The organism is Pseudomonas sp. NPDC090755 (assembly GCF_044769005.1).
Taxonomy (GTDB): domain Bacteria; phylum Pseudomonadota; class Gammaproteobacteria; order Pseudomonadales; family Pseudomonadaceae; genus Aquipseudomonas.
This window is the reverse complement of the sequence record NZ_JBIVXC010000018.1, coordinates 78,281-101,990: the sequence shown is the minus strand read 5'-3', so window position 1 is coordinate 101,990 and position 23,710 is coordinate 78,281. Positions and strand designations below refer to the sequence as shown.

Annotated in this window: 21 protein-coding genes; 10 read left to right on the top strand and 11 right to left on the bottom strand. The window is 63.6% G+C overall.

Features of this window, described 5'->3' with window-relative positions:
* Window positions 1-124: 124 nt before the first annotated feature.
* On the top strand, window positions 125-2,560 hold the full coding sequence (locus ACIQUS_RS22265) for a TonB-dependent siderophore receptor (RefSeq protein ID WP_403051541.1): 2,436 nt from the start codon (window positions 125-127) through the stop codon (window positions 2,558-2,560).
* A 1-nt stretch (window position 2,561) separates the two neighbouring features.
* Here ACIQUS_RS22265 and ACIQUS_RS22260 read toward each other — a convergent pair whose 3' ends face one another.
* Window positions 2,562-3,452 carry a LysR family transcriptional regulator gene (locus ACIQUS_RS22260; protein WP_403051538.1) on the bottom strand — a complete coding sequence of 297 codons (891 nt, stop codon included), beginning with the start codon at window positions 3,450-3,452 and terminating at the stop codon, window positions 2,562-2,564.
* A gap of 100 nt (window positions 3,453-3,552) precedes the next feature.
* Here ACIQUS_RS22260 and ACIQUS_RS22255 point away from each other — a divergent pair, with 100 nt between their 5' ends.
* The 6 genes from ACIQUS_RS22255 (at window position 3,553) to ACIQUS_RS22230 (ending at window position 9,079) form a co-directional block, all read left to right on the top strand.
* The gene (locus ACIQUS_RS22255; protein ID WP_403051535.1) at window positions 3,553-4,632 is read left to right on the top strand and encodes an extracellular solute-binding protein; all 1,080 of its coding nucleotides are present in this window, start codon (window positions 3,553-3,555) and stop codon (window positions 4,630-4,632) included.
* Between the two features lie 21 nt (window positions 4,633-4,653).
* Window positions 4,654-5,613 (top strand): agmatinase, encoded by a 960-nt coding sequence (gene speB, locus ACIQUS_RS22250; protein ID WP_403051532.1) that lies wholly within the window; start codon window positions 4,654-4,656, stop codon window positions 5,611-5,613.
* A 110-nt stretch (window positions 5,614-5,723) separates the two neighbouring features.
* Window positions 5,724-6,044 (top strand): hypothetical protein, encoded by a 321-nt coding sequence (locus ACIQUS_RS22245; protein WP_403051529.1) that lies wholly within the window; start codon window positions 5,724-5,726, stop codon window positions 6,042-6,044.
* 28 nt (window positions 6,045-6,072) lie between these two features.
* Window positions 6,073-7,218, top strand: coding sequence for a PQQ-dependent sugar dehydrogenase (locus ACIQUS_RS22240; RefSeq protein ID WP_403051526.1), 1,146 nt, complete (start codon window positions 6,073-6,075; stop codon window positions 7,216-7,218).
* 158 nt (window positions 7,219-7,376) lie between these two features.
* On the top strand, window positions 7,377-8,486 hold the full coding sequence (zapE, locus tag ACIQUS_RS22235; RefSeq protein ID WP_403051523.1) for a cell division protein ZapE: 1,110 nt from the start codon (window positions 7,377-7,379) through the stop codon (window positions 8,484-8,486).
* Between the two features lie 11 nt (window positions 8,487-8,497).
* A complete protein-coding gene (locus ACIQUS_RS22230; protein WP_403051520.1) occupies window positions 8,498-9,079 on the top strand; it encodes a DinB family protein in 582 nt (193 codons plus the stop codon).
* Between the two features lie 3 nt (window positions 9,080-9,082).
* On the opposite strand, the gene ACIQUS_RS22225 is transcribed toward ACIQUS_RS22230, so the two are convergent.
* Genes ACIQUS_RS22225 through ACIQUS_RS22210 form a run of 4 tightly spaced genes read right to left on the bottom strand, consistent with a single transcriptional unit; the run spans window position 9,083 to window position 12,618 of the window.
* The gene (locus ACIQUS_RS22225; protein ID WP_403051517.1) at window positions 9,083-9,517 is read right to left on the bottom strand and encodes a YqaA family protein; all 435 of its coding nucleotides are present in this window, start codon (window positions 9,515-9,517) and stop codon (window positions 9,083-9,085) included.
* A gap of 10 nt (window positions 9,518-9,527) precedes the next feature.
* Complete coding sequence (locus tag ACIQUS_RS22220; protein ID WP_403051514.1) at window positions 9,528-9,956, bottom strand: DUF411 domain-containing protein; 429 nt, start codon at window positions 9,954-9,956, stop codon at window positions 9,528-9,530.
* 15 nt (window positions 9,957-9,971) lie between these two features.
* Window positions 9,972-10,886: a copper resistance protein B gene (locus ACIQUS_RS22215; RefSeq protein ID WP_403051511.1), complete on the bottom strand. Its 915-nt coding sequence runs from the start codon at window positions 10,884-10,886 to the stop codon at window positions 9,972-9,974.
* The gene (locus tag ACIQUS_RS22210; RefSeq protein ID WP_403051602.1) at window positions 10,879-12,618 is read right to left on the bottom strand and encodes a copper resistance system multicopper oxidase; all 1,740 of its coding nucleotides are present in this window, start codon (window positions 12,616-12,618) and stop codon (window positions 10,879-10,881) included. The genes ACIQUS_RS22215 and ACIQUS_RS22210 overlap by 8 nt, the downstream gene beginning before the upstream one ends.
* A gap of 171 nt (window positions 12,619-12,789) precedes the next feature.
* Here ACIQUS_RS22210 and ACIQUS_RS22205 point away from each other — a divergent pair, with 171 nt between their 5' ends.
* A complete protein-coding gene (locus ACIQUS_RS22205) occupies window positions 12,790-13,536 on the top strand; it encodes an SDR family oxidoreductase (RefSeq protein WP_403051508.1) in 747 nt (248 codons plus the stop codon).
* On the opposite strand, the gene ACIQUS_RS22200 is transcribed toward ACIQUS_RS22205, so the two are convergent.
* The 3 genes from ACIQUS_RS22200 to ccoG all read right to left on the bottom strand — a co-directional run bounded on the left by ACIQUS_RS22200 (window position 13,533) and on the right by ccoG (window position 18,589).
* On the bottom strand, window positions 13,533-15,647 hold the full coding sequence (locus ACIQUS_RS22200) for an ATP-binding protein (protein WP_403051505.1): 2,115 nt from the start codon (window positions 15,645-15,647) through the stop codon (window positions 13,533-13,535). The two genes, ACIQUS_RS22205 and ACIQUS_RS22200, sit on opposite strands and share 4 nt — an antisense overlap.
* 79 nt (window positions 15,648-15,726) lie before the next feature.
* Window positions 15,727-17,136, bottom strand: coding sequence for a GntR family transcriptional regulator MpaR (mapR, locus tag ACIQUS_RS22195; RefSeq protein WP_403051502.1), 1,410 nt, complete (start codon window positions 17,134-17,136; stop codon window positions 15,727-15,729).
* Window positions 17,137-17,176: 40 nt separating this feature from the next.
* Entirely contained in the window at window positions 17,177-18,589 is a 1,413-nt protein-coding gene (gene ccoG / locus ACIQUS_RS22190; RefSeq protein WP_403051499.1) for a cytochrome c oxidase accessory protein CcoG, read from the bottom strand.
* Window positions 18,590-18,884: 295 nt separating this feature from the next.
* Between ccoG and ACIQUS_RS22185 the strand changes: the two genes are divergently transcribed.
* Complete coding sequence (locus ACIQUS_RS22185; RefSeq protein ID WP_403051496.1) at window positions 18,885-19,409, top strand: MgtC/SapB family protein; 525 nt, start codon at window positions 18,885-18,887, stop codon at window positions 19,407-19,409.
* A gap of 537 nt (window positions 19,410-19,946) precedes the next feature.
* On the opposite strand, the gene ACIQUS_RS22180 is transcribed toward ACIQUS_RS22185, so the two are convergent.
* The 3 genes from ACIQUS_RS22180 to ACIQUS_RS22170 form a co-directional block, all read right to left on the bottom strand.
* Entirely contained in the window at window positions 19,947-20,846 is a 900-nt protein-coding gene (locus ACIQUS_RS22180) for a hydroxymethylglutaryl-CoA lyase (RefSeq protein WP_403051493.1), read from the bottom strand.
* Between the two features lie 11 nt (window positions 20,847-20,857).
* Entirely contained in the window at window positions 20,858-21,268 is a 411-nt protein-coding gene (locus ACIQUS_RS22175; RefSeq protein WP_403051490.1) for a MerR family DNA-binding transcriptional regulator, read from the bottom strand.
* 136 nt (window positions 21,269-21,404) lie between these two features.
* Window positions 21,405-22,325, bottom strand: coding sequence for a LysR family transcriptional regulator (locus ACIQUS_RS22170; RefSeq protein ID WP_403051487.1), 921 nt, complete (start codon window positions 22,323-22,325; stop codon window positions 21,405-21,407).
* A gap of 138 nt (window positions 22,326-22,463) precedes the next feature.
* Here ACIQUS_RS22170 and ACIQUS_RS22165 point away from each other — a divergent pair, with 138 nt between their 5' ends.
* A complete protein-coding gene (locus ACIQUS_RS22165; protein ID WP_403051484.1) occupies window positions 22,464-23,693 on the top strand; it encodes an acyl-CoA dehydrogenase in 1,230 nt (409 codons plus the stop codon).
* The last annotated feature ends 17 nt before the right edge of the window (window positions 23,694-23,710 follow it).

Genomic DNA, 23,710 nt, shown 5'->3' with positions numbered 1-23,710 from the left:
GCTCCGCGACAGCGTCCTCTCGAATTTTTTTTTATTCCCACTGCAAGTTCTTCTGCGCCCAATCGTCGTAGTGAGACTGATCAGCAATTCATTCTCATTCAAGACATTTGCCTGGAAGAAAACAGTGAAGGGTCCGCTCAAGCCAATCGCCCGTTCCACCGGTTATTTCAAACACGCCCTGCTGGCCTCGACCGCCGTTGCCGCGTTGTCCGGCGCCTTGCAGGTGCTCGCGGCTGAAGCCGTGAGCGCCGTCAGTACTCAACAGGCGCGGGAAGTTGCACTGAAGCTGCCGGCCCAGGATCTTGACCAGGCCCTGACCGCGTTCGCCGACCAGGCCGGCCTGCACCTGCTGTTCACCAGTGCCGACGTTGCCGGGTTGCAAAGTCCCGCCCTCAACGGCCATTACAGCATTGCCCAGGCCTTGCAGCGTCTGCTGGCCGGCAGCGGCATGAGCTGGCAATTCAGCGATCGCAACACGGTGATCCTGCACAAGCGCGCGGCGGCACAAAGCGTCAACCTCAAACCGATCGAGGTCAGCGTGGCGTCGCGCACCAGCACGTCGATCAGCGAGATTCCCGGTACTGTCTGGGTTGTCGACCAGCAGCAACTCAACGAGCAGATCAACAGCGGTGTCAGCCTCAAGGAGGCCATCGGAAAGTTGGTGCCGGGCCTGGACCTGGCGCCGGAAGGGCGGACCAACTACGGCCAGAACATGCGTGGCCGTAACGTGCTGGTGATGATCGACGGTGTCAGCCAGAACAGTTCCCGCGGCCTGTCCCGGCAGTTCGACAGCATTTCGCCGTTCAATGTCGAGCGTGTCGAAGTGCTTTCCGGCGCCAGCGCCATCTACGGTGGCGGGGCCACCGGTGGCATCATCAATATCGTCACCAAAAAGGGTGAGGCCGGGCCTGCCCGTTTCGAGACCCAGTTGGGTGCCAGCAGCGGGTTCAACAACAGTGACGACCTGGCGACCCGCGTCGCCCAGTCGGTCAGTGGCGGCAACGAGCGGGTCACTGCACGCTTGGGGGTGTCGGCCGAGCAGAACGAAGCCTTCTACGATGGCGCCGGTGATCAGATCTTCATCGACAACACCCAGACCGACCTGCAGTACAACCGCACCGTCGATGTGCTCGGCAGCCTGGGTCTTGCGTTCAACGACGAGCAACGCCTTGACCTGCTGGCCCAGTACTATGACTCGGGTAACCACGGCAGCACCGGGATCTACTTTCCCAATCTGAACTACAACGCGCCTTCGGACCTGGAAGACGCCGAGCTGCGCAGTGGCTACTCCTCCGACCTGGAGCCACGCACCCGGCGTCTGTTGCTCAATGCCAACTACCATCACAGCGATGTGCTCGGCCAGGACTTCTACCTGCAGGCGTCCTACCGCAAGGAAGACGACAACTTCTACCCGTTCCCTTACTACAACCCCGGCAAGCCTGTCGGCGCGAAGGGGGTGTACTTCGCCGCCTCGCAGCAGAACTTCGAAGTCAGCAGCCTCAAGGCGCTGTTTGCCAAGCAGTGGGACAGCCTCAAGCTGACCTATGGTGTGGACCTGGACCGCGAGCGTTTCAATGCCGACCAGACCACCTTCGATGCCCTGACCTCATCCAACAGTGGCGGCCTGGACCTGGACAAGGTCAGCGAAGCACCACGCTATCCCAGCTACCGGGTCGATGGCCTGTCGTACTATGCCCAGCTGGACTGGCACGCAACGGAAAACCTGACGTTCTCCGGTGGCGCTCGGCGCCAGCAGATGGACGTGGACGTCGGCGACTTCAAGTCCGTGCCCGGAGGCAACAACGACTTTCAAGTCAACCTGTTCAATCTCGGGGCAATCTACGACTTCAAAAACGGTCATCAGGTCTGGACCAACTACGGCGAAGGTTTCGACCTGCCGGACCCGGCCAAGTACTACGGCAAGCCGGGCCTTAGCGTCGAGGACAACCCGCTGGCGGGGATCAAGAGCCGGCAGGTCGAACTCGGTTGGCGCTACGCCGACCTGGACTGGGATGCCCAGGCCGCGCTGTACTACATCTGGTCGGACAAAATCATCACCACCGACATGGCGACCCTGACCATCAACGTCGAGGACCAGAAGAGCCGTGACTTCGGCTTCGAAGGCGCGCTGACCCGCCATTTCGAAAGCGGCTGGGAGGCCGGCAGCACGCTGCACCTGGTGCGCTCCGAAGAAGAGGACGCGGACGGCGACTGGATCAAGCGCGATGCCCGCTATGCCTCCTTGTCCAAGTCCACTGCCTTCGTCGGCTGGAAGGGCGAGGGGCGCAGTGCACGGTTGCAGGCCAACCATGCCTTCACCCTCGAAGACGATGCCGACCACACGATCAATGGCTACACCACCTTTGACCTGCTGGGCAGCCAGGACACCGGCTTCGGTACCTTCAGCGCCGGTATACAGAACCTGCTGGACAAGCAGTACAGCACGGTCTGGGGCCAGCGGGCGACCCTGTTCTACTCGCCGACCTACGGCCCGGCCTATCTCTATGACTATCAGGGGCGCGGGCGTACCTACACCCTGACCTGGTCGCTGGCCTACTGAGTCAGGCGAAGGCGGCCAGCAGGTCGGCGTTGAATGCTTGCTGGGCGTCGCCGGGCTCCTGGGCACGGTGCCGGGCCAGCACGAAGGGCACCTGGAAGTTCAGCGCAGGGTCCATCCCGTGCAGTTGCCCGCGCTCGACCCAGGGCGCGGCGAAGTGGCAGGGCAGGTAGCCGATGTGGCGCCCGGAGAGGATGAACGCCAGGGCACCCTCGACCTGCTCGGAGCGTGCCGAGGCGCGCCCGCCACTCAACGGATCGGGCGGGTCCAGGAAACGGTAGGGATGCTCGACCTGGTCGGCTTCGCGCAATGCCTCCAGGCTTACGCTTTCCTGCCTGGCCAGGGGGTGATGGCTGGCGCAGTACAGGCGCTGGGTTTCCTCGAACAGCGGCGTGTAGTCGAACGCTGCCTGCTTGCCGGAGAAATACCCGATGGCCAGGTCCAGGCGCTGCTGCAACAGCAGGCGCTCAAGGTCGGCCGGCATGGCGCTGACCAGCTCCAGGCGCACCGATTCATCGCGCTGGCGAAAGCACTCGATGGCACGGGCCAGACGCAGGGTCACCGCGCTGTCCTGGGCTTCGGAAATCCCCACGCGCACTTCGCCCAGCAAACGGCCGGCCACGCCATTGGCTTGATGGCGAAAGGCTTCGATCTGCACCAGCAATTCGCGGGTGGCCTTGAGCAGTACTTCGCCCTTGGCGGTCAGGCGAAACCCGCCTTTGCCGCGACTGCACAACCGGTAGCCCAGGCGTGTTTCCAGGCGGGCCATCTGCTGGCTGATGCTCGGCTGGCTCAGGCCCAGCACACCCTGTGCGGCACTGAAGCCTCCGGCCTCGACTACAGTGACGAACAGCCGCAGCAGGTGCAGGTCGAGGTCGTGCAGTTGTCCAAGCATCAAACATTGCTCCGGATGAATGTCAGGTTAAGTAACTTGCCATTTTAGCAATGTAACCCGGCAGGCATGCTGGCGGCATCCACTGACAAAGGTGCCCGACATGCGTACATCCCTGTGGTTGTTCTCCCTGATCCTGGCGTTACCGGTGCAGGCCGAGGAAAAGATCCTCAATCTCTACAGCTGGGCCGACTATGTGGCGCCCCAGACTTTGCAGCGCTTTGAAAAGGAAACCGGCTACAAGGTGCGCTACGACACCTTCGACACCACCGAAGTGCTGGAAACCAAGTTGCTCACCGGCGGCAGTGGCTACGACGTGGTGGTGCCGTCGGCCAGCCTGCTGGCCCGGGCCCTGGCCGCCGGCGCCCTGCAACCGCTGCAGGCGCAGGGCATGCCCGGTTACGCCAACCTGGACAAGGACCTGCTGGCCAAGCTGGCCGAGGTCGACCCCGGCAACCAGTATGCGGTGCCCTACACCTGGGGCACCCTGGGCCTGGGGATGAACCTTGAGGCCGTGCGCCAGCGGGTCGGCGAGGCGCCGCTGGACAGCCTCGACCTGTTGTTCAAGCCCGAGTACGCCAGCAAGCTCAAGGATTGCGGGATCGCCATGTCCGATTCACCCCAGGAAGTGATCGGCGTGGTCCTGCACTACCTGGGCAAGGATCCCTACAGCCGCAACAAGGACGACCTGGCGGCCGCCCAGGCGCTACTCAAGCAATTGCAGCCTTCGGTCAGCTACGTGGCCAACGGCCGGCAGATCAACGACCTGGCCAACGGCAGCGTGTGCCTGGCACTGACCTACAACGGCGATGCGGCCATGGCCGCCGACCAGGCGCAACGCGCCGGCAAGCCCTTCCAGGTGATCTACCGGATCCCCCGTGAAGGCACCCTGGTCTGGCAGGACAACCTGGTGATCCCCAAGGACGCGCCACACCCGCAAGCCGCACGGGCCTTCATCGCCTTCATGCTGCGCCCCGACTCGGTGGCGCCCCTGACCAACACGCTGTTCTTCGCCAATGCCAACCAGGCCGCCACGCCACTGGTGGACGAGGCGGTGCGCAACGACCCCGATATCTACCCCTCGGATGAAGTGCGCGCGCGGCTGTTTGCCGACCGCACCATGGCCCTGGCCGACATGCGCCAGCGCACCCGCCTGTGGACCACTTTCCGTAGCCGCCAGTAACAACAGACCAGGAGCCCGATGATGGATCTCGCCCCCGACAACGACCAGGCCATGACCCGCGACAGCCTGTATGGCACCGTCGCCGAAAACACCTTCGCCGGTATCACCAGTTTCTCCAGGCGCCGTTATAGCCGCAACCTGCAAGGCGTCGATGTGGTGGTCAGTGGTGTCCCTTTCGACACCGCCACCAGTAACCGCCCAGGTGCGCGCTTCGGGCCTCGTGCCATTCGCGCGGCGTCGGTGCAGCAGGCCTGGGCCCGACACTGGCCGTGGACCTTCGACCCGTTCGACCACCTGGCGGTGATCGACTACGGTGACTGCGCATTCGACTACGGCAGCCCGCAGACGATACCCGGGACGATCCAGGCCCACGCCGAGCAGATCCTGGAAGCGGGTTGCGCCATGCTTACCCTGGGTGGCGACCACTTCATCAGCTACCCGCTGCTCAAGGCCCATGCACGCAAGCACGGCCCGCTGGCGCTGATCCACTTCGATGCCCATAGCGATACCTGGCCAGACGAGGAGGGCGCCCGGGTCGACCATGGCACCATGTTCTGGCACGCCGCCCGCGAAGGGCTGGTGGACCCGGCGCGCTCGGTGCAGATCGGCCTGCGCACCACCAACGACGACACCCAGGGCTTCGCCGTGCTGGATGCACGCCAGGTGCACCGGCGCGGCTGCGAGGCAATCATCGAGGCGATCCGCCAGCGGGTCGGCGATCATCCGGTGTACCTGACCTTCGATATCGACTGTCTCGACCCGGCCTACGCGCCTGGCACCGGCACCCCGGTGTGCGGCGGCCTGACCACGGTGCAGGCGCTGGAAATCCTCGGTGGGTTGCGCGGTATCAACCTGGTGGGCATGGACCTGGTGGAAGTGGCACCTGCCTACGATCACGCCGACATCACCGCCCTGGCCGGGGCAACCCTGGCCATGGAAATGCTCTGCCTGTATGCCGCCCGGCATAAGGTCGGCGGTTAACCAGGAAATATCGTGAATCACCTATAGGAAATCACTGCTTTCTCGTGAACCCGACGCGCCTTAGGCTATTCAAATGCTTGGGCGCGTCGTTTCGCGCAGGAGGTGGTCGTGTGAACAGATCCTTGTTGAGCCTGGCCGGGCTGTCCCTGTGCCTGCTGTCGGGGCTGCCGGTCCAGGCAGCGCAGCCATTGCAGCTGGCCGCTTCGCCGAACAATCCCTACAACAGCCCGATCATGCGGGCCAACCCCAATAGCCGCCAGGGGAGTGTGCAGGCCACACCGCCGGTGCGTGGCCCTTCGACCCAACCCATTGTGCGCCAGCCGACCGTGGAGAACCGTGGTATCGGCAATGGCGAAAACATGCGCCGCGAGCAATCGGCACCACGCCTTGAGCCCACCCGGCCACCCCGCGAGTCGACCCGCACGCCGTGATCGCACACTTCCCTGGAAGGAGACGCTGATGCCTGTACGCAGCTGGATTCCCACGTTGTTGGCGGCAGCCTTGCTGCCGTTGCTCGCCCATGGCGCCCCTGAGCGCGATTTCAAGAGCGAGGAAGGCAGCGTCAGGGTCAGCACCCTGGCCGAAGGCCTGCGCAACCCCTGGGCCCTGGCTTTTCTGCCGGGCGGAAAGGACATGCTGGTGACCGAGCGCCCGGGCAACCTGCGCATCATCACCGCCGAGGGCAAGGTCGGTGCGCCACTGAGCGGGGTGCCTGAAGTCTGGGCCAAGGGCCAGGGCGGCCTGCTCGATGTGGCGCTGTCGCCAGGCTTCAAGCAGGACCGGCTGGTGTACCTGAGCTTTGCCGAGGTGGGCGAGGGCGGCAAGGCGGGCACGGCGGTCGGTCGTGGGCGATTGTCTACCGACCAGGCCAGGCTTGAAGACTTCCAGGTGATATTCCGCCAGCAGCCCAAGCTATCGGTGGGCAATCACTTCGGTTCACGCCTGGTGTTCGACCGTGATGGCTACCTGTTCATCGCCCTGGGCGAGAACGATCAGCGGCCCACCTCCCAGGACCTGGACAAGCTGCAGGGCAAGGTGGTGCGCATCCTGCCGGATGGCACGGTGCCCAAGGACAACCCCTTCGTCGGGCGACCCAATGTGCGCCCGGAAATCTGGTCTTTCGGTCATCGCAACCAGCAGGGCGCGGCGCTCAACCCCTGGACGGGCGAGCTGTGGACCCACGAGCACGGCCCCCGCGGTGGTGATGAAATCAACATTCCCAAGCCCGGCAAGAACTATGGCTGGCCGATAGCGACCCATGGCATCAACTATTCGCTGTTGCCGATTCCCGAGGCCAGGGGGGAACACATGGATGGCATGGTCGACCCGCACCATGTCTGGGAGAAGTCGCCGGCCATCAGTGGCATGGCCTTCTACGACAACCCGCGCTTCAAACCCTGGGAGCACAACCTGTTCATCGGTGCCCTGGCCGGCCAGGAACTGATCCGCCTGGAGCTGGACGGCGACAAGGTGGTCCATGAAGAGCGCCTGCTGGGCGAGCTCAAGGCGCGGATCCGTGATGTGCGGGTGGGACCGGATGGCTACCTCTATCTGCTCACCGATGACGCCGACGGGGCATTGCTCAAGGTAGGCCTGGTTTTGTAGGTGAACCTGTGGGAGCTGGCGAAGCCTGCGATGCAGACGCCGCGTACAGCCTGGCTGCGCACCGATCCGATCGCCGGCTACGCCGGCTCCCACATCGCGGGCTTGCCCCGCGATGCTGTTGAGCGCCAGAATGGATCCCTTTTCGACAGGCGCTCTTCATGACCTGTTTCACCGAACAGTCCCCCCTGCGGCTGTACCAGCAGGCCATCGAGCGTGATGGCTTTGTCAGTGACCCTGCCCAGTTGCAGGCTGCCACCGCCCTGCAACGCTGCTTCGAAACCCTGCAACAGGGTGAGCTGGCGCAGGGCGTCTACCTCTGGGGACCGGTAGGGCGCGGCAAGACCTGGCTGATGGACCAGTTCCACCAGTGCCTGCAGGTGCCCGCCCGGCGTCAGCATTTCCACCACTTCATGCGCTGGGTGCATCAGCGCCTGTTCCAGCTCAACGGTACCGCCGACCCGTTGCAGGCCCTGGCCTTGTCCCTGGCCGAAGAGATCCGGGTGCTGTGTTTCGATGAGCTGTTCGTCAACGACATCGGTGATGCGATCATTCTCGGGCGTCTGTTCCAGGTGCTGTTCGAGGCCGGTGTGGTGATCGTCGCCACGTCCAACCAGCCACCCGACCAACTCTATCGCGATGGCTTCAACCGCGAGCGCTTCCTGCCGGCCATTATCGCCATCGAGCAGCATATGCAGGTGCTGGCCGTGGCCGGCGAGCAGGACCATCGCTTGCACCCCGGGGCTGCACAGCAGCGCTACTGGGTGCAGGATCCGAACGCGCTGTCTGGCGTGTTCGCCGAACTGGGCAGCGGCCTGCCCGCCACCGATGCACCGCTGCTGATCGGTTCCCGCCCACTGGGCGTGGTGCAGCGCTGCGACAAGGTCATCTGGTGCCGCTACACCGACCTGTGCGAGCAACCCTTCGCCGCCATGGATTTCATGAGCCTGTGCGACGACTTCCAGGCGATCCTGCTGGGCGAGGTACCGGCCCTGGGCGCACGCCAGCGCCCGGCCAAAATTGCCCGGGGCACTGAAGACGCTGCCAGCCGGGTGCTGGCTGGGGACCGGGAGTTGCCGCAGTTGTCGGTGTTCGACGACAGCGTGCGGCGCTTCATCGCGTTGGTCGATGAATGCTACGACCGTCGGATCGCCCTGTACCTTGAAGCCGAGGTCGCCCTCGAAGCGCTCTACACTCAAGGGTATCTGGAGTTCCCGTTCCGACGTACCCTGAGTCGTTTGCGGGAGATGCAACTGCAACGCTTCTGTTGAAGGAGTCGATCATGCAGCCGCTATCGCACCATTTGCTGACCATGGCCTACCACAACGGCTGGGCCAACCACAGGCTCTACAAGGCCTGCCTGCAACTGACCCAGGACGAGTTCGTGGCCCCGCGTTGCAGCTTCTTCGGCTCGATCAAGGCCACGCTCAACCATATCCTCACGGTGGACTGGTACTACCTCAATGCCTTGGAGGCCGAGCAGCGCGGCGAGGCGCCGCAGGCCGACAGCGAGTGCTTTTTCGAACCCCAGGAGCCGTTTGCCAACTGTAGCGATCTCATGGAAGAGCAGGCCCAGGCCGATCATCGGTTGATCGCCTATTGCAGCCAGCTGAGCGACGACCAGTTGCAGCGTTATGTGAGTATCGTGCGGCCCGACTGGGTACAGCGTGAACAGCGCTTGCGTCTGCTTTCGCACCTGTTCGAGCACCAGATCCACCATCGCGGGCAGGTGCATGCGATGCTCAGCGACACCGAGGTGCGACCACCGCAGCTGGACGAGTTCTTCTGTGAGGAGGAAGCGCACCTGCGTGCCCAGGATTTTGCCGAGCTGGGCTGGACCGAAGCGCAGATATGGGGGCGCTAGGGGTCAGTGCTGCAGCCAGCCCAGGGTCACCAGGGCCAGCACGGCATAACGCCCGGCCTTGGCCAGGGTGACCAGCAGCACGAAGCGCCAGAAGGGTTCGCGCATGATGCCGGCGATCAGGGTCAGCGGGTCGCCGATCACCGGCATCCAGCTCAGCAGCAATGACCACTGGCCGTAGCGTTGGTAGCGTTGCTGGGCCTTGTCGAGCTGGGTCGGGGTGAAGGGAAACCAGCGCCGCTCACGCAGGTGTTCGATGCCGCGGCCCAGCACCCAGTTGACGATCGAACCCAGCACATTGCCGGCGGTGGCGATCAGCAACAGGCTCCAGACCGACTCGGGGGCACGCACCAGCAAGCCGACCAGCACGGCTTCCGATTGCAGCGGCAACAGCGTCGCTGCGCCAAAGGCGCTGAAGAACAGCGCCCATTCACTCAACATCGAGGGCTGATCAGTACGTGGCGACCACTTCGTCGCGCCCGTCGCGGGTCAAGCCGATGACGTCATAGGCATCCTTGTGATCGCCCATTTCCATGCCCGGCGAACCCATGGGCATACCCGGCACGGCCAGGCCGCGCAGGTCACTGCGCTTGGCCAGCAGCTTGACCTGCTCGGCCGGTACGTGGCCTTCGACGAACTTGCCGTCGATCACGCCGGTGTGGCAGGACGCCAGGCGTGGAGCAACGCCCAGGCGCTGCTTGACCGCGCTCATGTTCGGCTCGACATGGTCGTTGACGGTGAAACCGTTGTCGCGCAGGTGGCTGATCCACTCCTTGCAGCAGCCGCAGTTGGGGTCGCGGTAAACGTCGATGGTCTGGCCGGCCTGGGCCAGGGTGCTCAGGGCCAGCAGGCCGAAGGCGACGATTTTCTTGCTCAGCATGGTGATTCTCCGATTCTAGAAACGCAGGCGCACACCGGCGACCAGGCGGGTCTGGCCGATATCGCCGTCGTCATCGCGCAGCTGCTCGGCGGCATTGCCGTAACTGCGGTTGAAACTGACGCCCAGGTACGGGGCGAAGCCGCGGGTGATCTCGTAGCGCAGGCGCAGGCCGATCTCGCTGTCGGCAAGGCCGCTGCCCTGATCGCGGCTCGCATCATTGCGGCCAAAGAAGTTGGCCTCCAGGGACGGCTCGAGTATCCAGCGGTTGGTCAGCAGGATAGCGTAACTGCTCTCCAGCCGCAGCGCGGTTTGTTGTCGCTCGCCAACATACGCGGTGGCCTCCAGCTCCAGGCCATACAGCGGCGTGCCCTGGATACCGAACGCGGCCCAGGCCTGGCCACTGGCCGGTTTGAAATCCTGGCGCAGCCCGCCGACCAGCTCCCACCAGGGGCTGATGGCGTGTCCCCAGAGCGCCTGCAGTTCGGCCTTGTGGGTGATGCCTTCTTCGCGTTCGCCTTCGGTGCGCAGCCAGAGGCGGTCGATGTCGCCGCCGATCCAGGCATTGGCATTCCAGTTCAGGACGCTGGTGTCCTCGAAGTTCTGGTATTCAAGCTGTTCGACGATGACCGCCCAGTTGACCTGCCGATCATGGACCTGATGCCCGGGCAGGGGCGGGAAGGCGGCCTGGCGGTCCGCCTCGGTGATCGGGCGCAGGGCTGTGCGCGGTGCCTGTGTGGCCGGGCCGTGGCCCATGGCACTGTGGTCCATGACCTGACCGTGGCCCATGGCACTGTGATCCATGCCTGAAGGGTTCATGCTGCCATGACCCATCGCGCCGTGATCCATCGCCTGTGCCCGGACCTCTTCGCTGGCCAGCAGGGCCAGCAGGGCCAGGCTGCCCAGCAGTGGACGATTGAAGACTTCATTCATCGACGCGTACCTCGCGGAACATGCCCATCTCCATGTGGTAGAGCAGGTGGCAGTGATAGGCCCAGCGGCCCAGGGCATCGGCGCTGACCCGATAGCTGCGGCGGCTGCCCGGCGGGATATCGACGGTGTGCTTGCGGACCAGAAAGCGGCCCTGTTCATCCTCCAGGTCGCTCCACAGCCCGTGAAGGTGGATCGGGTGGGCCATCATGGTGTCGTTGACCAGGGTGATGCGCAGGCGCTCGCCGTAGGTCAGGCGCAAGGGCTGGGCGTCGGAGAACTTGATGCCGTTGAACGACCAGGCGAAGCGTTCCATATGGCCGGTCAGGTGCAGTTCGATTTCCCGCGACGGTTCACGGCCATCCGGGTCGGCGAAGGTGCTGCGCAGGTCGGCATAGGTCAGCACCCGGCGGCCGTTGTTGCGCAGGCCGATGCCGGGGTCGGCCAGGTTGGGCTTGGGGCTCATGGTCTGCATGTCGACCAGCGGGTTGCCGGTTTCGCTGGCCGGATGGGTCTGCATGCCGGTCATCGCCGCGTGGTCCATGCCTTCCATCCCCGCCATCTGGCTGTGGTCCATGTTGCCCATCTGGCTGTGATCCATGCCCCCCATGGCGTCCATGCCACCGTGGCCCATGTCGGCCATGGTCAGGATCGGTCGTGGGTCGGGCGCAGGCACCGGGGCGCTGAGGCCGGCGCTGCGGGCCAGGGTGCCGCGTGCATAGCCGGTGCGGTCCATGCTCTGGGCATACAGGGTGTAGGCGGGCAGGTCGCCGGTCTGCACCAGCACGTCATAGGTTTCGGCCACGGCAATGCGCAGTTCATCGACGCTGACCGGTTGCACCGGCTGGCCGTCAGCAGCGATCACCGTCAGCTTCAGGCCCGGGATGCGAAAGTCGAAGTAGCTCATGGCCGAGCCGTTGATCAGGCGCAGGCGCACGGTTTCGCCCGGCTGGAACAGGCAGGTGAAGTTGCCGTCCGGTGGCTGGCCGTTGAGCAGGTAGGTGTAGGTCGCTGCGCTGATGTCGGCAAGGTCGGTGGGGCTCATGCGCATCTGGGCCCAGGTCTTGCGCTCGGCCAGGGTTTTCGACCAACCCTGTTCGGCCACGTCATCGATGAAGTCACCGACCGTGCGCTTGTGGTAGTTGAAGGCGTCGGACTGTTTCTTCAGGGTCGCCATCAGCGCCTCGGGCGTCTGGTCGCTCCAGTCACTCAATAGCAGCACGTAGTCACGCTGGTAGCGGTGAGGTTCGGGCGTCTTCGGCTCGATGACGATCGCCCCGTACACACCGGCCTGCTCCTGCAAGCCGGAGTGGCTGTGGTACCAGTAGGTGCCGTTCTGCTCCAGGGTGAAGCGGTAGAGGTAGTCGCCACCGGGCTCGATGCCGGCAAAACTCAGGCCCGGCACGCCGTCCATGTTGGCCGGCAGGATGATGCCGTGCCAGTGCAGCGAGGTCGGCTCGGCCAGGCGATTGCGCACCCGCAGGGTCACGGTGTCGCCTTCGCGCCAGCGCAGCACCGGGCCGGGCAGGCTGTTGTTGATGGTCAGGGCCGTGCGCGGCTTGCCGGTGATGTTGACCGGCGTCTGGCCGATGAACAGCTCGAAGTCGCGGCCGCTCAATTCATTGCCCAGGGGCGCGCCAGCCGCAAAGGCAGGCAGGCGCCACAGGCCCAGGCCGGCCAGGGCGCTGCCGGCGGCGAAGCCTTTGACGAAGGTACGACGGGTCGGGTTTCGCAGCATGTCGTTGCCAGTCCAGTGACGAAGATGGACTCGACATTAGCCAGCGACGACTGTCAGCAAACTGAGCTGCAGATTACAGATTTGTCAGCCGGTGGGCGCTTTTCGCCTGCCCCCTTCCTGCGTTAGCCTTGGGAGATACAGGCCATCGAGGGCGAGCTAGGAGTAACCATGGACAAAGTCATCGTGATCACGGGTGCCAGCCGCGGCATCGGCGCCGCCACCGCACGCCTGGCGGCCCACGAAGGGTATCGCATCTGCATCAACTACCTCAGTGACGACGAGGCGGCCCAGCGGGTGCTGGCCGAGGTCCGCGAGCTGGGTGCCGAAGCCATAGCGGTCAAGGCCGACGTCAGTGTCGAGGACGAGATCGTTCGTCTGTTCCAGCGGGTCGACGCCGAGCTGGGCCCGATCACCGCCCTGGTCAACAATGCCGGGACCATCGGCCACAAGAGCCGGGTCGAGGAAATGTCGGAGTTTCGCCTGCTCAAGTTGATGAAAACCAACGTGGTCGGGCCGATGCTGTGCGCCAAGCACGCACTGCAGCGCATGTCGACCCGTCATGGCGGGCGCGGTGGCAGCATCGTCAACGTGTCGTCGGTCGCCGCCCGGCTCGGCTCGCCCAACGAGTATGTCGACTATGCCGCCTCCAAAGGTGCGCTGGACACCTTCACCCTGGGGCTGGCCAAGGAGGTCGCCGCCGAAGGCGTGCGGGTCAATGCGGTGCGGCCGGGCTACATCTTCACCGATTTTCATGCCCTGAGCGGTGATGCCGAACGCGTCAGCAAGCTCGAACCGGGCATTCCCATGGGCCGTGGCGGACAGGCCGAAGAAGTCGCCGAGGCTATCCTCTGGTTGCTGTCCGACAAGGCATCCTATTCCACTGGCAGCTTCGTCGATCTGGGCGGCGGGCGTTAGGCCTGCTGCGGCTGCGACCCTTCGAGCATTTGCGCGATCCGTTCGGTGAGGGTGTCGAAGCCAAAGGGCTTGGTCAGCACCCGGGTCGAGGCGTCGAACTGGATGTTGCCGAATATCGAGTGTTCGGCGTAACCGGTGATGAACAGCACTTTGAGATCCGGTCGCAGTTTGCGGCCGGCGCTGACCAACTGATTGCCGTTCATCCCTCCCGGCATGCCGACATCGCTGATCAGCAGGTCGACCACCCGGTCTTCCTGCAACGCCTGCAGGGCGCTATGGCCATCGCCGAACACCAGGGTGGTGTAGCCCAGGTCGTTGAGGACTTCGCCGACCAGCAGGCGAATGGTCGAATCATCATCCACCAGCATCACGGTCCTGCCCTGCAGTGCGCGCGGTATGTGGGGGATAGGGGAGGACATCTCCGCCAGCATGGCTGCAAGGTTCATGCGCGGCAGGTACAGGTGCACAGCCGTACCTTGGCCCGGTTCCGACTTGATGCGTACCTGTCCACCAGACTGACGAACGAAACCATAGGCCATCGACAGCCCCAGGCCCGTCCCCTGTCCGGGCGGTTTGGTGGTGAAAAATGGATCGAATGCCCGCGCCTGCACCTCGGCAGACATGCCGGTGCCGTTGTCCGAGACACTCAGGCACAGGTACTGTCCAGGCGCCATATCCAGTGACGTCGCACCCTGTTCGTCCACTTCCCGGTTACTGGTCTCGATGAGGATCCGTCCACCCCGGGGCAGTGCATCACGGGCGTTGATACACAGGTTGAGCAGGGCGCTTTCCAGTTGCGGCGGATCGATGCAGGCTCGCCACAGGTCGGCATCGGTGAGCACCTTGACCTCGATCTGTGGGCCGACACTGCGACGGATCAGGTCTGCCATTGCACGCACCAGCCGGTTCACATCAGTGGGGCGGGGCTCCAGGGTCTGGCGTCGGGAGAACGCCAGCAGCCGGTGAATCAGTGAGGCGGCGCGGTTGGAGGCCTCTTCGGCAGTGGTGAGCAAGCGGTCCAGATCCCGGTAGCGGCCTTTGGCGATGTGGTTGCGGGCCATTTCCAAAGCGCCGAGCGTGCCGGTGAGCAGGTTGTTGAAGTCATGGGCAATACCGCCGGTCAGCTGTCCCACTGCCTCCATTTTCTGTGACTGGCGCAGCGCCTCTTCGGCTTTGTGCAGGCGCTCCTGTTCATGGACTCGCTCGGTGATGTCATAGGCGAACAGGTAGGCACCGATCAGGCGGGCCTGGCTGTCATGCAGGGCACTGAAGCGCATTTCGTAGTGCCGGGTCTGGGTGCCGTTGCTGAACGCTGTGACCTCGACAAATCGCTCTCCTGCCAGGGCACGTTTCCATAACGCCAGTAGGCGCGTGCAATCCTCGGGACGGTGGCGGATGCATTCGAGCAGCTCGTCGCCGACACCGGGCGTCACGTCGAGCATGCGCCGGAACTCCTCCCGAGCAGCGCTGTTGATTGCCAGCCAGCGCATGTCAAGGCCCATGACCTGGATCTGTGCCAGGGTGGCTTCGACCACGTCGGTGAGGATCTTGCGCTCGGCCACGGCCTGGGCAACGCGCTCTTCCAGATCCTCATTGAGTTGCTTGAGCGCGAACTCGGCGCGCTTGCGTGCGGTGGCGTCCTGGAACAAGACGGCCACCTGCTTGCGGCTGGCCGGTTCCATGCGAAAGGCGCAGATGTCCAGGTATCGACCGGTCGCCACCAGCTCCTGTTCGAAGCGCACCGGCTGACCGGTCAGGAGTACGGGGCCGTAGCGGGCGATCCAGTCATCGGCTTCGGCGGGTACCATTTCCCGCAACTTCTGCCCGACCACATTCTCGATGCCCGCATGTTTGGCGTAGGCGCTGTTGGCTTCGATGTGGATGTAGTCACTGAGCGGGCCGTGGGGGCCATCGAAGAACTCGATGATGCAATACCCCTCGTCCATGGTGTCGAACAAAAAGCGATAACGCTGCTGGGTTTCGGCCAGGTCCTGGTCGAGGGGCGGCTGCTGCGAACCATGCCGCTCGGCCAGTTGCGCCTTGAGCTGCTCGTTGTGCTGTTGCAGCGCCTGCAGCTGTTGGCGCAAGTTCTGGAGTTCGCTCGGCGGCATGCTGGTGTTCCGGCCAGGGGTATCCAGAAAATGTAGCGTTCCCTGGGGCGATGGACAACTTGGGCGGCACGCTGAGCGCTCAGAAAGACCGCACGATCCTGCCCAGGGTTTCCATGGCCTTTTCCGACTGTTCGGACCAGGGGCTGCCGTAGTTCAGGCGGATGCAGTTACGAAAGCGCTGGGTCGGCGAAAAGATCGGTCCGGGCGCGATGCTGATGCCCTGGGCCAGGGCCATCTGGAACAGCTTGAGCGAGTCCATCTGCTCCGGTAGCTCCAGCCACAGGAAATAGCCGCCTGCCGGGTGGCTGACCCGGGTCTGTGCCGGAAAGTGGCGGGCAATGGCGGCGAGCATGGCGTTTTGCTGTTCTTCCAGCGCGTAGCGCAGCTTGCGCAGGTGACGGTCATAGCCACCGTGCTGCAGGTAGTCGGCGATCGCCGCCTGGGCCGGCATCGAGGCGCAGAGCGAGGTCATCAGTTTCAACCGTTCGATTTTCTGCGCGAAGCGTCCTGCCGCCACCCAGCCGATCCGGTAGCCGGGGGCCAGGCTCTTGGAGAAGGAGCCGCAATGCATCACCAGGCCGTCGGTATCGAAGGCCTTGGCAGGCTTGGGGGCCTGCTGGGCGTAGTACAGCTCGGCATAGACGTCGTCTTCGATCAGTGGCACCTGATGCTGGCGCAGCAGTTCCACCAGTTGCTGTTTTTTCTCCTCCGGCATGCTGGCGCCTACCGGGTTCTGGAAGTTGGTCATGCACCACACGGCCTTGACCGGGTGTTTGGCCAGGGTTTGCGCCAGTACGCCCAGGTCGATGCCTTCGCGTGGATGCACCGGGATTTCCACCGCCTTGAGTTTCAGGCGCTCGAGCACTTGCAGGCAGGCATAGAACGCCGGCGCCTCGATCGCCACCAGATCACCGGGCTCGGTCACCGCCTGCAGGCACAGGTTCAGGGCCTCCAGCGCACCGTTGGTGATCAGCAGTTCCTCCATCGGCAGCATCAGCCCGCCGACCATGTAGCGCAGGGCAATCTGCCGGCGCAGTTGCGGGTTGCCCGGCGACAGGTCGGTGACTACCATGCGCGGGTCCATCTCGCGACTGGCGCTGGCCATGGAACGGGCCAGGCGCGGCAGCGGGAACAGGTGGGGGCTGGGGAAGGCCGAGCCAAAGGCGACGGTTTGCGGATCCTTGATCGAGTCGAGGATCGAGAACACCAGTGCGCTGACATCCACCTCGGTGGACTCGCTGGCCTGCTCGATGATCTGCGGTTCGTTGAACTGGCGCGGGGCATGGGCGTTGACGAAATAGCCCGAGCGCGGCCGCGCCCGGATCAGCCCGCGCCGTTCCAGCAGGTAATAGGCCTGGAACACCGTGGACGGGCTGACCCCGTGGGTCTGGCTGGCGTAGCGCACGGACGGCACCCGCTGGCCGGGGCCCAGGACCCCGGAGCGAATCAGTTCGGCGATGTCGTCGGCAAATTTTTCGTAGCGTTTCATCATGGCTCAGGACGTTTCGATTGCTGCGAAGTGTATGTGATCAACGGTTCAAAGGGGCGACAAAACGGCTGTGGGCGATTGTCGAGATACCCGGCTGGTCGCTGTCGATCACTTCAAAGGCCAATTCCCGGGAGCTGCTTTCGGCACGCTCGGCCAGCATTGCCACGGACACCGGCATCTCACCCATTTCGCCGGCGGCCAGGGTGAACTCGGTCTTGCCGTGCAGTTCGAAGCCCTGGGCATCGACCAGACGCAGGCGGTAATGCTGGGGTTGCTGGGTCTTGTTGATGACCTTGAGGGTGTAGATGTTCTCGATCTGGCCCAGGTTGTTCTCGCGGAACAGGCCGCGGTCCTTGATCACATCCATCGACACCATCGGCCGCTGCTGCAGGGCGATGACCAGGGCGCCGATCATCACCACCAGCACCGTCACGTAACCGAGCAGGCGCGGACGCAGCCAATGGGTCTTGCCGCCTTGCAGGTTGTGCTCGGACTTGTAGCCGACCAGGCCACGGGCGTAGCCCATCTTGTCCATGATCGAGTCACAGGCGTCGATGCAGGCCGCGCAGCCGATACATTCCATCTGCAGCCCGTCGCGGATGTCGATGCCGGTAGGGCAGACCTGCACGCACATCTGACAGTCGATGCAGTCGCCCAGGCCCTTGGCCTTGTAGTCGCTGTCTTTCTTGCGCGGGCCGCGGGACTCGCCACGCGCCGGATCGTAGGCAATGGCCAGGGTGTCCTTGTCGAACATCACGCTCTGGAAGCGCGCGTAGGGGCACATGTGCATGCACACCGCTTCACGCAACCAGCCGGCGTTGAGGTAGGTGGCGCCTGTGAAGAACAGGATCCAGAACAGGCTGACGCCGCCCAGTTGCAGGGTGAAGAGTTCTGTGGTCAATGGCCGGATCGGTGTGAAGTAGCCGACGAAGGTCAGGCCGGTCAGCAGGCTGATTGCCAGCCACAGGGTGTGCTTGGCCGAGCGGCGGGCCAGCTTGTTGAGGCTCCAGGGGGCGGCCGCGAGCTTGATCCGCTGGTTGCGGTCACCTTCGGTGACCTTCTCGCACCACATGAAGATCCAGGTCCAGGAACTCTGCGGGCAGGTGTAGCCGCACCAGACCCGGCCGGCGAACACGGTGATGGCGAACAGGCCGAATGCACAGATAATCAGCAGGGCCGAAAGGAGGATGAAGTCCTGGGGCCAGAAGGTCGCACCAAAAATGTGGAACTTGCTGTCGGCCAGGTCCCACAGCACTGCCTGGCGACCGTTCCAGTCCAGCCACACGGTGCCGAAGAACAGCAGGAACAGGAAACCCGCGCCAACCAGGCGCAGGTTACGGAAAAAGCCGGTGAAGCTGCGGGTGTGGATCTGTCTGTCGCTGCTGGCGACCTTCTTCTTGAGGGGGGAAGGCTCGGCTACTTCAACGATCTGGACGGGGATTCTATCGCTCATGGTTCGTCGCTCATCAGGCCTCGATCAGGCCAGAGCACTATGGCGCCCCATCTGTTTGCATAACAGGCTCAGGTATTTCGATAAAAACCGTATCAGATTAACGGTGAATTCTGCGCAGGCCTTGGATTATCGAGCCTGGCGTGGTGCCTCTTGATAGCCCTGCGACTATCCACCGCACCCACTACAGGCAGGGCGTGGCCTGTGCTTCGGGCGCTCACCGATCGGCGGATCAGGGTGCACTTTTGTCTGTGCCTGGCGGTCCATGCTTTAACGACCCTGAATCGGAATCATGCCGATGGACGCCTGGTGGCATCAAGCCTGGTTGACCCTGGTGGCCGAGTTCGCTGACATCGAAGATGCCCGGCAACTGACCCAGGTGACGGTGCGCTTGCTGGTGGCCGCGTTGCTCGGCGCGGTGCTGGGCTTCGAGCGCGAGCTCAAGGGCAAGGCCGCCGGGGTGCGCACGCACATGTTGGTGGCCCTGGGCGCCGCCCTGTTCGTGCTGGTGCCGCGCATGGCCGGGGTCGACGATGCGGCCTTGAGCCGGGTGGTGCAAGGCATTGTCGCCGGGATCGGCTTTCTGGGGGCAGGGACGATTCTCAAGGGCCGCGACCAGGAGGACGTCAGTCACGTCAAAGGACTGACCACCGCTGCCGGGCTGTGGATGACGGCGGCCATTGGTGTGGCGGCGGGCATGGGGCGCGAGGCCACGGCGGTGATCAGCACGGTGCTGGCACTGCTGGTGCTGGGCGTGATGCCCTGGGTGGTGGACAAGCTGGAGAATGGCAAGGATGAAAACGAGGAGGGCAGGAAGCACTGAGGGGAGCCGAAGCTCCCCTCAAAGATTGTTGCGTGCTCTTTTTTTGTTATTGGAGGGCGGCCTGTTGTTGTTTTTGGCGACCGTTGCCTCTGTGTCACTGGCGATCCCCATTCGGGATCAAGAGCAAACGTATTTTTTTGAGCGCGGATAGACATTCATCATTACTGATCCAACCGTGACAGGCGCTACCTTGGGGTAGTTTTATTGTTCTGTGTCAGGTTGCGGGGCACGCCCCTGGAACGTACATCCTCTCCAAAAAAATCTGTTAGCTGCGTCTCTGCCGTGTTGTTTTTGTTATGTCAGAGTCGTTACGTCTTATTTTTATTGGGTGTGTCGTTGTTTTTATTGTTCTTGTACCAAAGATATAGCAGGTGCCGTGCCAACTTTTTAAATCTCAATAAAATCAACGACTTATCATTTTCGGCGAGAAAGGGGGGCGGGAGAATTTGTCGATTTGTTTCCGTGTTACCCGGTTTTTTCCCGCAACGTGCGGGGGCGGTAACACCCAGGTCGTTGCCTGGCTGTTACCGCACGGGGTCATTGCGCGTTACGTGCCCGCGCGACCCGCGAACCACTGGCACGGTTGAGCACCTGGCTGATACGCAGGCCTGCCTCGATCAGGCGGTCCAGGTCGATACCGGTGTCGATACCCAGGCCCTGGAGCATGTACAGCACGTCTTCGCTGGCGACGTTGCCGCTGGCGCCCTTGGCATAAGGGCAGCCGCCGAGGCCTGCGACAGAGCTGTCGAACACATTGATGCCTTCGAGCAGGCTGGCATAGATATTGGCCAGGGCCTGGCCGTAGGTGTCATGGAAGTGGCCGGCCAGCTGGTTGCGCGGCACATGCTTGCCAACCACTTCGAACAGGCGGCGGGTGGCACCAGGGGTGCCGGTGCCGATGGTGTCGCCCAGGGACACTTCATAACAGCCCATGTTGTACAGCTCGCGCGCAACCGGCGCGACCTGCTCGGCGCTTACGGCGCCTTCATAGGGACAACCCAGCACGCAAGACACGTAACCGCGCACGCGCACGCCTTCGGCGCGGGCGGCCTCCATGATCGGCACGAAGCGTTGCAGGCTTTCACTGATCGAGCAGTTGATGTTGCGCTGGGAGAAGGCTTCTGAGGCCGCAGCGAAAACCGCAACCTCCTTGACCCCGGCCGCCAGGGCGTCTTCAAAGCCGCGCAGGTTCGGTGCCAGGGCGGCGTAGGTGACGCCAGCCTGCTGCCTGATACCGGCGAAGACCTCAGCCGAGCCGGCCATCTGCGGTACCCACTTGGGCGAAACGAAACTGCCCACTTCTATATAGGACAGGCCCGCTGCCGTCAGGTCATCGACCAGTCGGACCTTGTCCGCCACGCTGATAGGCTGGGCTTCGTTCTGCAGGCCGTCGCGCGGGCCGACTTCGACCAGACGGACTTTTTCAGGCAATGACATGGCGCGGTTCCTCAGGGCTCAATGGCTGTTTTTTTCTGATTGTTCAAGGTGGCGGCCAGCGCTTGTTCGCAGCGCTCTTCGGCGGTGTCGAGTTCCAGCTGCATCTGCTGGATATCGAGCAGTTGCTGTTCGAGTTGGGCGCGGCGTTCGGCAATCTTGGCCAGCATGCTGTGCAACTGCTTGAGGTTGCCACTGGAAGGGTCGTAGAGTTCGATCAGTTCGCGGCATTCGGCCAGGGAAAAACCGATGCGCTTGCCGCGCAGGATCAGCTTCAGGCTGACCTTGTCGCGGGCCGAATAGACACGCTCCAGGCCCCGGCGCTCGGGGCTTAGCAGGCCTTGCTCTTCATAGAAGCGGATGGCCCGGGTGGTGATGTCCAGTTCGCGGGACAGGTCGGAAATGCTGTAGGTCTGGCTGCTCATGGTCAGGCTCGGAAAAGGGGCATGAGCTAACCTAATTGCAGGTTGACGTATACGTCAAGCAAGTCTTGCGGACCTGATCGCGGGGCAAGCCCGCTCCTACGGGAATTGTAGGAGCGGGCTTGCCCCGCGATAGGGCTTATGCTGCCCGCTCATCCTGCGCCACCACCGCCTGGCACAACTCGATGATCTGCTCGCGCATCCAGCGGTTGGCGGGGTCCTGGTCGGTGCTTTCGTGCCAGTACAGATGGGTTTCCAGTGGCGGCACGTGGTTGACCGGCAGGCTCAGGTAATTCAGTTGATGGCGGCGGGCGAAGCGCTCCGGCACGGTCATCACCATGTCGGTCTGCTGTAGCACTTGCGTGGCCATCAGGTAGTGCTGCGAGCGCAAGGCGATTTTGCGTTGCACGCCCATCTTGCCCAGCGCCAGGTCGACATAGCCCAGGCCGTTGCGCCGGCTGGAGATATGGATGTGGGTCAGGCCCAGGTAGTCGTCCAGGCTGAGCGTGTCCTTGGCCATCGGGTGGCCCTGGCGCATGGCGCAGACATACTGGTCCTGCATCAGTTTGACATGGCGCATCTGCGGGTCGGTGTTCAGCGGCGCATCGACGGCGAAGTCCAGGCGCCCGGCGGCCAGTTCCTTGGTGGTCTCTCGGCGCTTGCACAGGAAGCTTTCGATGACCACCGCCGGCGCCAGGCGCCGCAGGCGCTGGAACAGCGGCGGCAGGATCACCGCCTCGGTCAGGTCGGTCATGCTGATGCGGAAGGTCTTGTTCGCCTGCAAGGGGTTGAAGATGCGGCTTTCCTGCACCGACACGCGCAGCAGCGACAGGGCATTGCGCACCGGACCGATGATGTTTTGCGCCATGGGCGTGGGCACCATGCCCTGGGCCGTGCGCACGAACAGCGGGTCGTTGAAGGTTTCCCGCAGCCGCGCCAGGGCGTTGGACACCGCAGGCTGGGTAATGCCGACGATCTGCCCGGCCCGGGTCAGGTTGGCTTCGGTGTAGATAGCATCGAAGACGATGAACAGATTCAGGTCGACCTTGCTCAGGTTCATGGGCGCTGCTCTTGTTGGAGTTATAGGTGGATCATATATTGGTTATGAATGTTTATACACGCCGAGAATAGACTAGGTGGATTTTACCGGCTGATCTAGGCTCTTCATCAGATCCTCTTTCCACTGAAGGTACTGCCCATGGATTTCGCCTATTCACCCAAGGTCCAGGCGTTGCGCGAACGTGTCACGGCGTTCATGGACGCTTATGTCTATCCCGCTGAGGCCGTGTTCGAGCGTCAGGTCGCCGAGGGTGACCGCTGGCAGCCGACGGCGATCATGGAAGAGCTCAAGGCCCGGGCCAAGGCCGAAGGGCTGTGGAACCTGTTCCTGCCGGAGTCGGAGCTGGGTGCGGGGCTGACCAACCTGGAATATGCGCCGCTGGCAGAAATCATGGGCCGCTCCTTGCTCGGCCCCGAGCCGTTCAACTGCTCGGCGCCGGACACCGGCAACATGGAAGTGCTGGTGCGCTATGGCAGCGAGGCGCAGAAGCGCCAGTGGCTGGAACCGCTGCTGCGCGGCGACATCCGTTCGGCCTTTGCCATGACCGAACCGGACGTGGCGTCCTCCGATGCCACCAATATGGCGGCCCGTGCCGTGCGTGATGGCGATGAGTGGGTCATCAACGGTCGCAAGTGGTGGACGTCCGGTGCCTGCGACCCACGTTGCAAGATCATGATCTTCATGGGCCTGAGCAATCCGGACGGGCCGCGTCACCAGCAGCACTCGATGATCCTGGTACCCACCGACACCCCCGGGGTGAAGATCGTCCGCCCGCTGCCGGTGTTCGGCTACGACGACGCTCCCCATGGTCACGCCGAAGTGCTGTTCGAGAACGTGCGCGTGCCTTACGAGAACGTGCTGCTGGGCGAGGGTCGAGGCTTCGAGATTGCCCAGGGGCGTCTTGGCCCTGGCCGTATCCATCACTGCATGCGCTCGATCGGCATGGCCGAGCGGGCCCTGGAACTGATGTGCAAGCGTTCGGTGGAACGTACCGCCTTTGGCCGGCCACTGGCGCGGCTGGGCGGTAACGTCGACAAGATTGCCGACTCGCGCATGGAAATCGACATGGCCCGCCTGCTGACACTCAAGGCTGCCTACATGATGGATACCGTGGGCAACAAGGTAGCGCGCAGCGAAATCGCCCAGATCAAGGTGGTGGCGCCGAACGTGGCGCTGAAGGTGATCGACCGGGCCATCCAGATCCACGGTGGGGCCGGGGTCAGCGGCGACTTCCCGCTGGCCTACATGTATGCCATGCAGCGCACCCTGCGCCTGGCCGACGGCCCGGACGAAGTGCACCGGGCGGCGATCGGCAAGTACGAAATCGGCAAGTACGTGCCCCGGGACATGCTGCGCAGCGAGCATTGATCCACACCGCAGCACCC

What these genes read in the sequence shown, in the direction of transcription:
- ACIQUS_RS22260 (WP_403051538.1), bottom strand. Translation starts at nt 3,452, where the DNA reads ATGCTTGGACAACTGCACGACCTCGACCTGCACCTGCTGCGGCTGTTC.
- ACIQUS_RS22255 (WP_403051535.1), top strand. Translation starts at nt 3,553, where the DNA reads ATGCGTACATCCCTGTGGTTGTTCTCCCTGATCCTGGCGTTACCGGTG.
- speB (WP_403051532.1), top strand. Translation starts at nt 4,654, where the DNA reads ATGGATCTCGCCCCCGACAACGACCAGGCCATGACCCGCGACAGCCTG.
- ACIQUS_RS22240 (WP_403051526.1), top strand. Translation starts at nt 6,073, where the DNA reads ATGCCTGTACGCAGCTGGATTCCCACGTTGTTGGCGGCAGCCTTGCTG.
- zapE (WP_403051523.1), top strand. Translation starts at nt 7,377, where the DNA reads ATGACCTGTTTCACCGAACAGTCCCCCCTGCGGCTGTACCAGCAGGCC.
- ACIQUS_RS22230 (WP_403051520.1), top strand. Translation starts at nt 8,498, where the DNA reads ATGCAGCCGCTATCGCACCATTTGCTGACCATGGCCTACCACAACGGC.
- ACIQUS_RS22225 (WP_403051517.1), bottom strand. Translation starts at nt 9,517, where the DNA reads ATGTTGAGTGAATGGGCGCTGTTCTTCAGCGCCTTTGGCGCAGCGACG.
- ACIQUS_RS22220 (WP_403051514.1), bottom strand. Translation starts at nt 9,956, where the DNA reads ATGCTGAGCAAGAAAATCGTCGCCTTCGGCCTGCTGGCCCTGAGCACC.
- ACIQUS_RS22215 (WP_403051511.1), bottom strand. Translation starts at nt 10,886, where the DNA reads ATGAATGAAGTCTTCAATCGTCCACTGCTGGGCAGCCTGGCCCTGCTG.
- ACIQUS_RS22205 (WP_403051508.1), top strand. Translation starts at nt 12,790, where the DNA reads ATGGACAAAGTCATCGTGATCACGGGTGCCAGCCGCGGCATCGGCGCC.
- ACIQUS_RS22200 (WP_403051505.1), bottom strand. Translation starts at nt 15,647, where the DNA reads ATGCCGCCGAGCGAACTCCAGAACTTGCGCCAACAGCTGCAGGCGCTG.
- mapR (WP_403051502.1), bottom strand. Translation starts at nt 17,136, where the DNA reads ATGAAACGCTACGAAAAATTTGCCGACGACATCGCCGAACTGATTCGC.
- ccoG (WP_403051499.1), bottom strand. Translation starts at nt 18,589, where the DNA reads ATGAGCGATAGAATCCCCGTCCAGATCGTTGAAGTAGCCGAGCCTTCC.
- ACIQUS_RS22185 (WP_403051496.1), top strand. Translation starts at nt 18,885, where the DNA reads ATGGACGCCTGGTGGCATCAAGCCTGGTTGACCCTGGTGGCCGAGTTC.
- ACIQUS_RS22180 (WP_403051493.1), bottom strand. Translation starts at nt 20,846, where the DNA reads ATGTCATTGCCTGAAAAAGTCCGTCTGGTCGAAGTCGGCCCGCGCGAC.
- ACIQUS_RS22175 (WP_403051490.1), bottom strand. Translation starts at nt 21,268, where the DNA reads ATGAGCAGCCAGACCTACAGCATTTCCGACCTGTCCCGCGAACTGGAC.
- ACIQUS_RS22170 (WP_403051487.1), bottom strand. Translation starts at nt 22,325, where the DNA reads ATGAACCTGAGCAAGGTCGACCTGAATCTGTTCATCGTCTTCGATGCT.
- ACIQUS_RS22165 (WP_403051484.1), top strand. Translation starts at nt 22,464, where the DNA reads ATGGATTTCGCCTATTCACCCAAGGTCCAGGCGTTGCGCGAACGTGTC.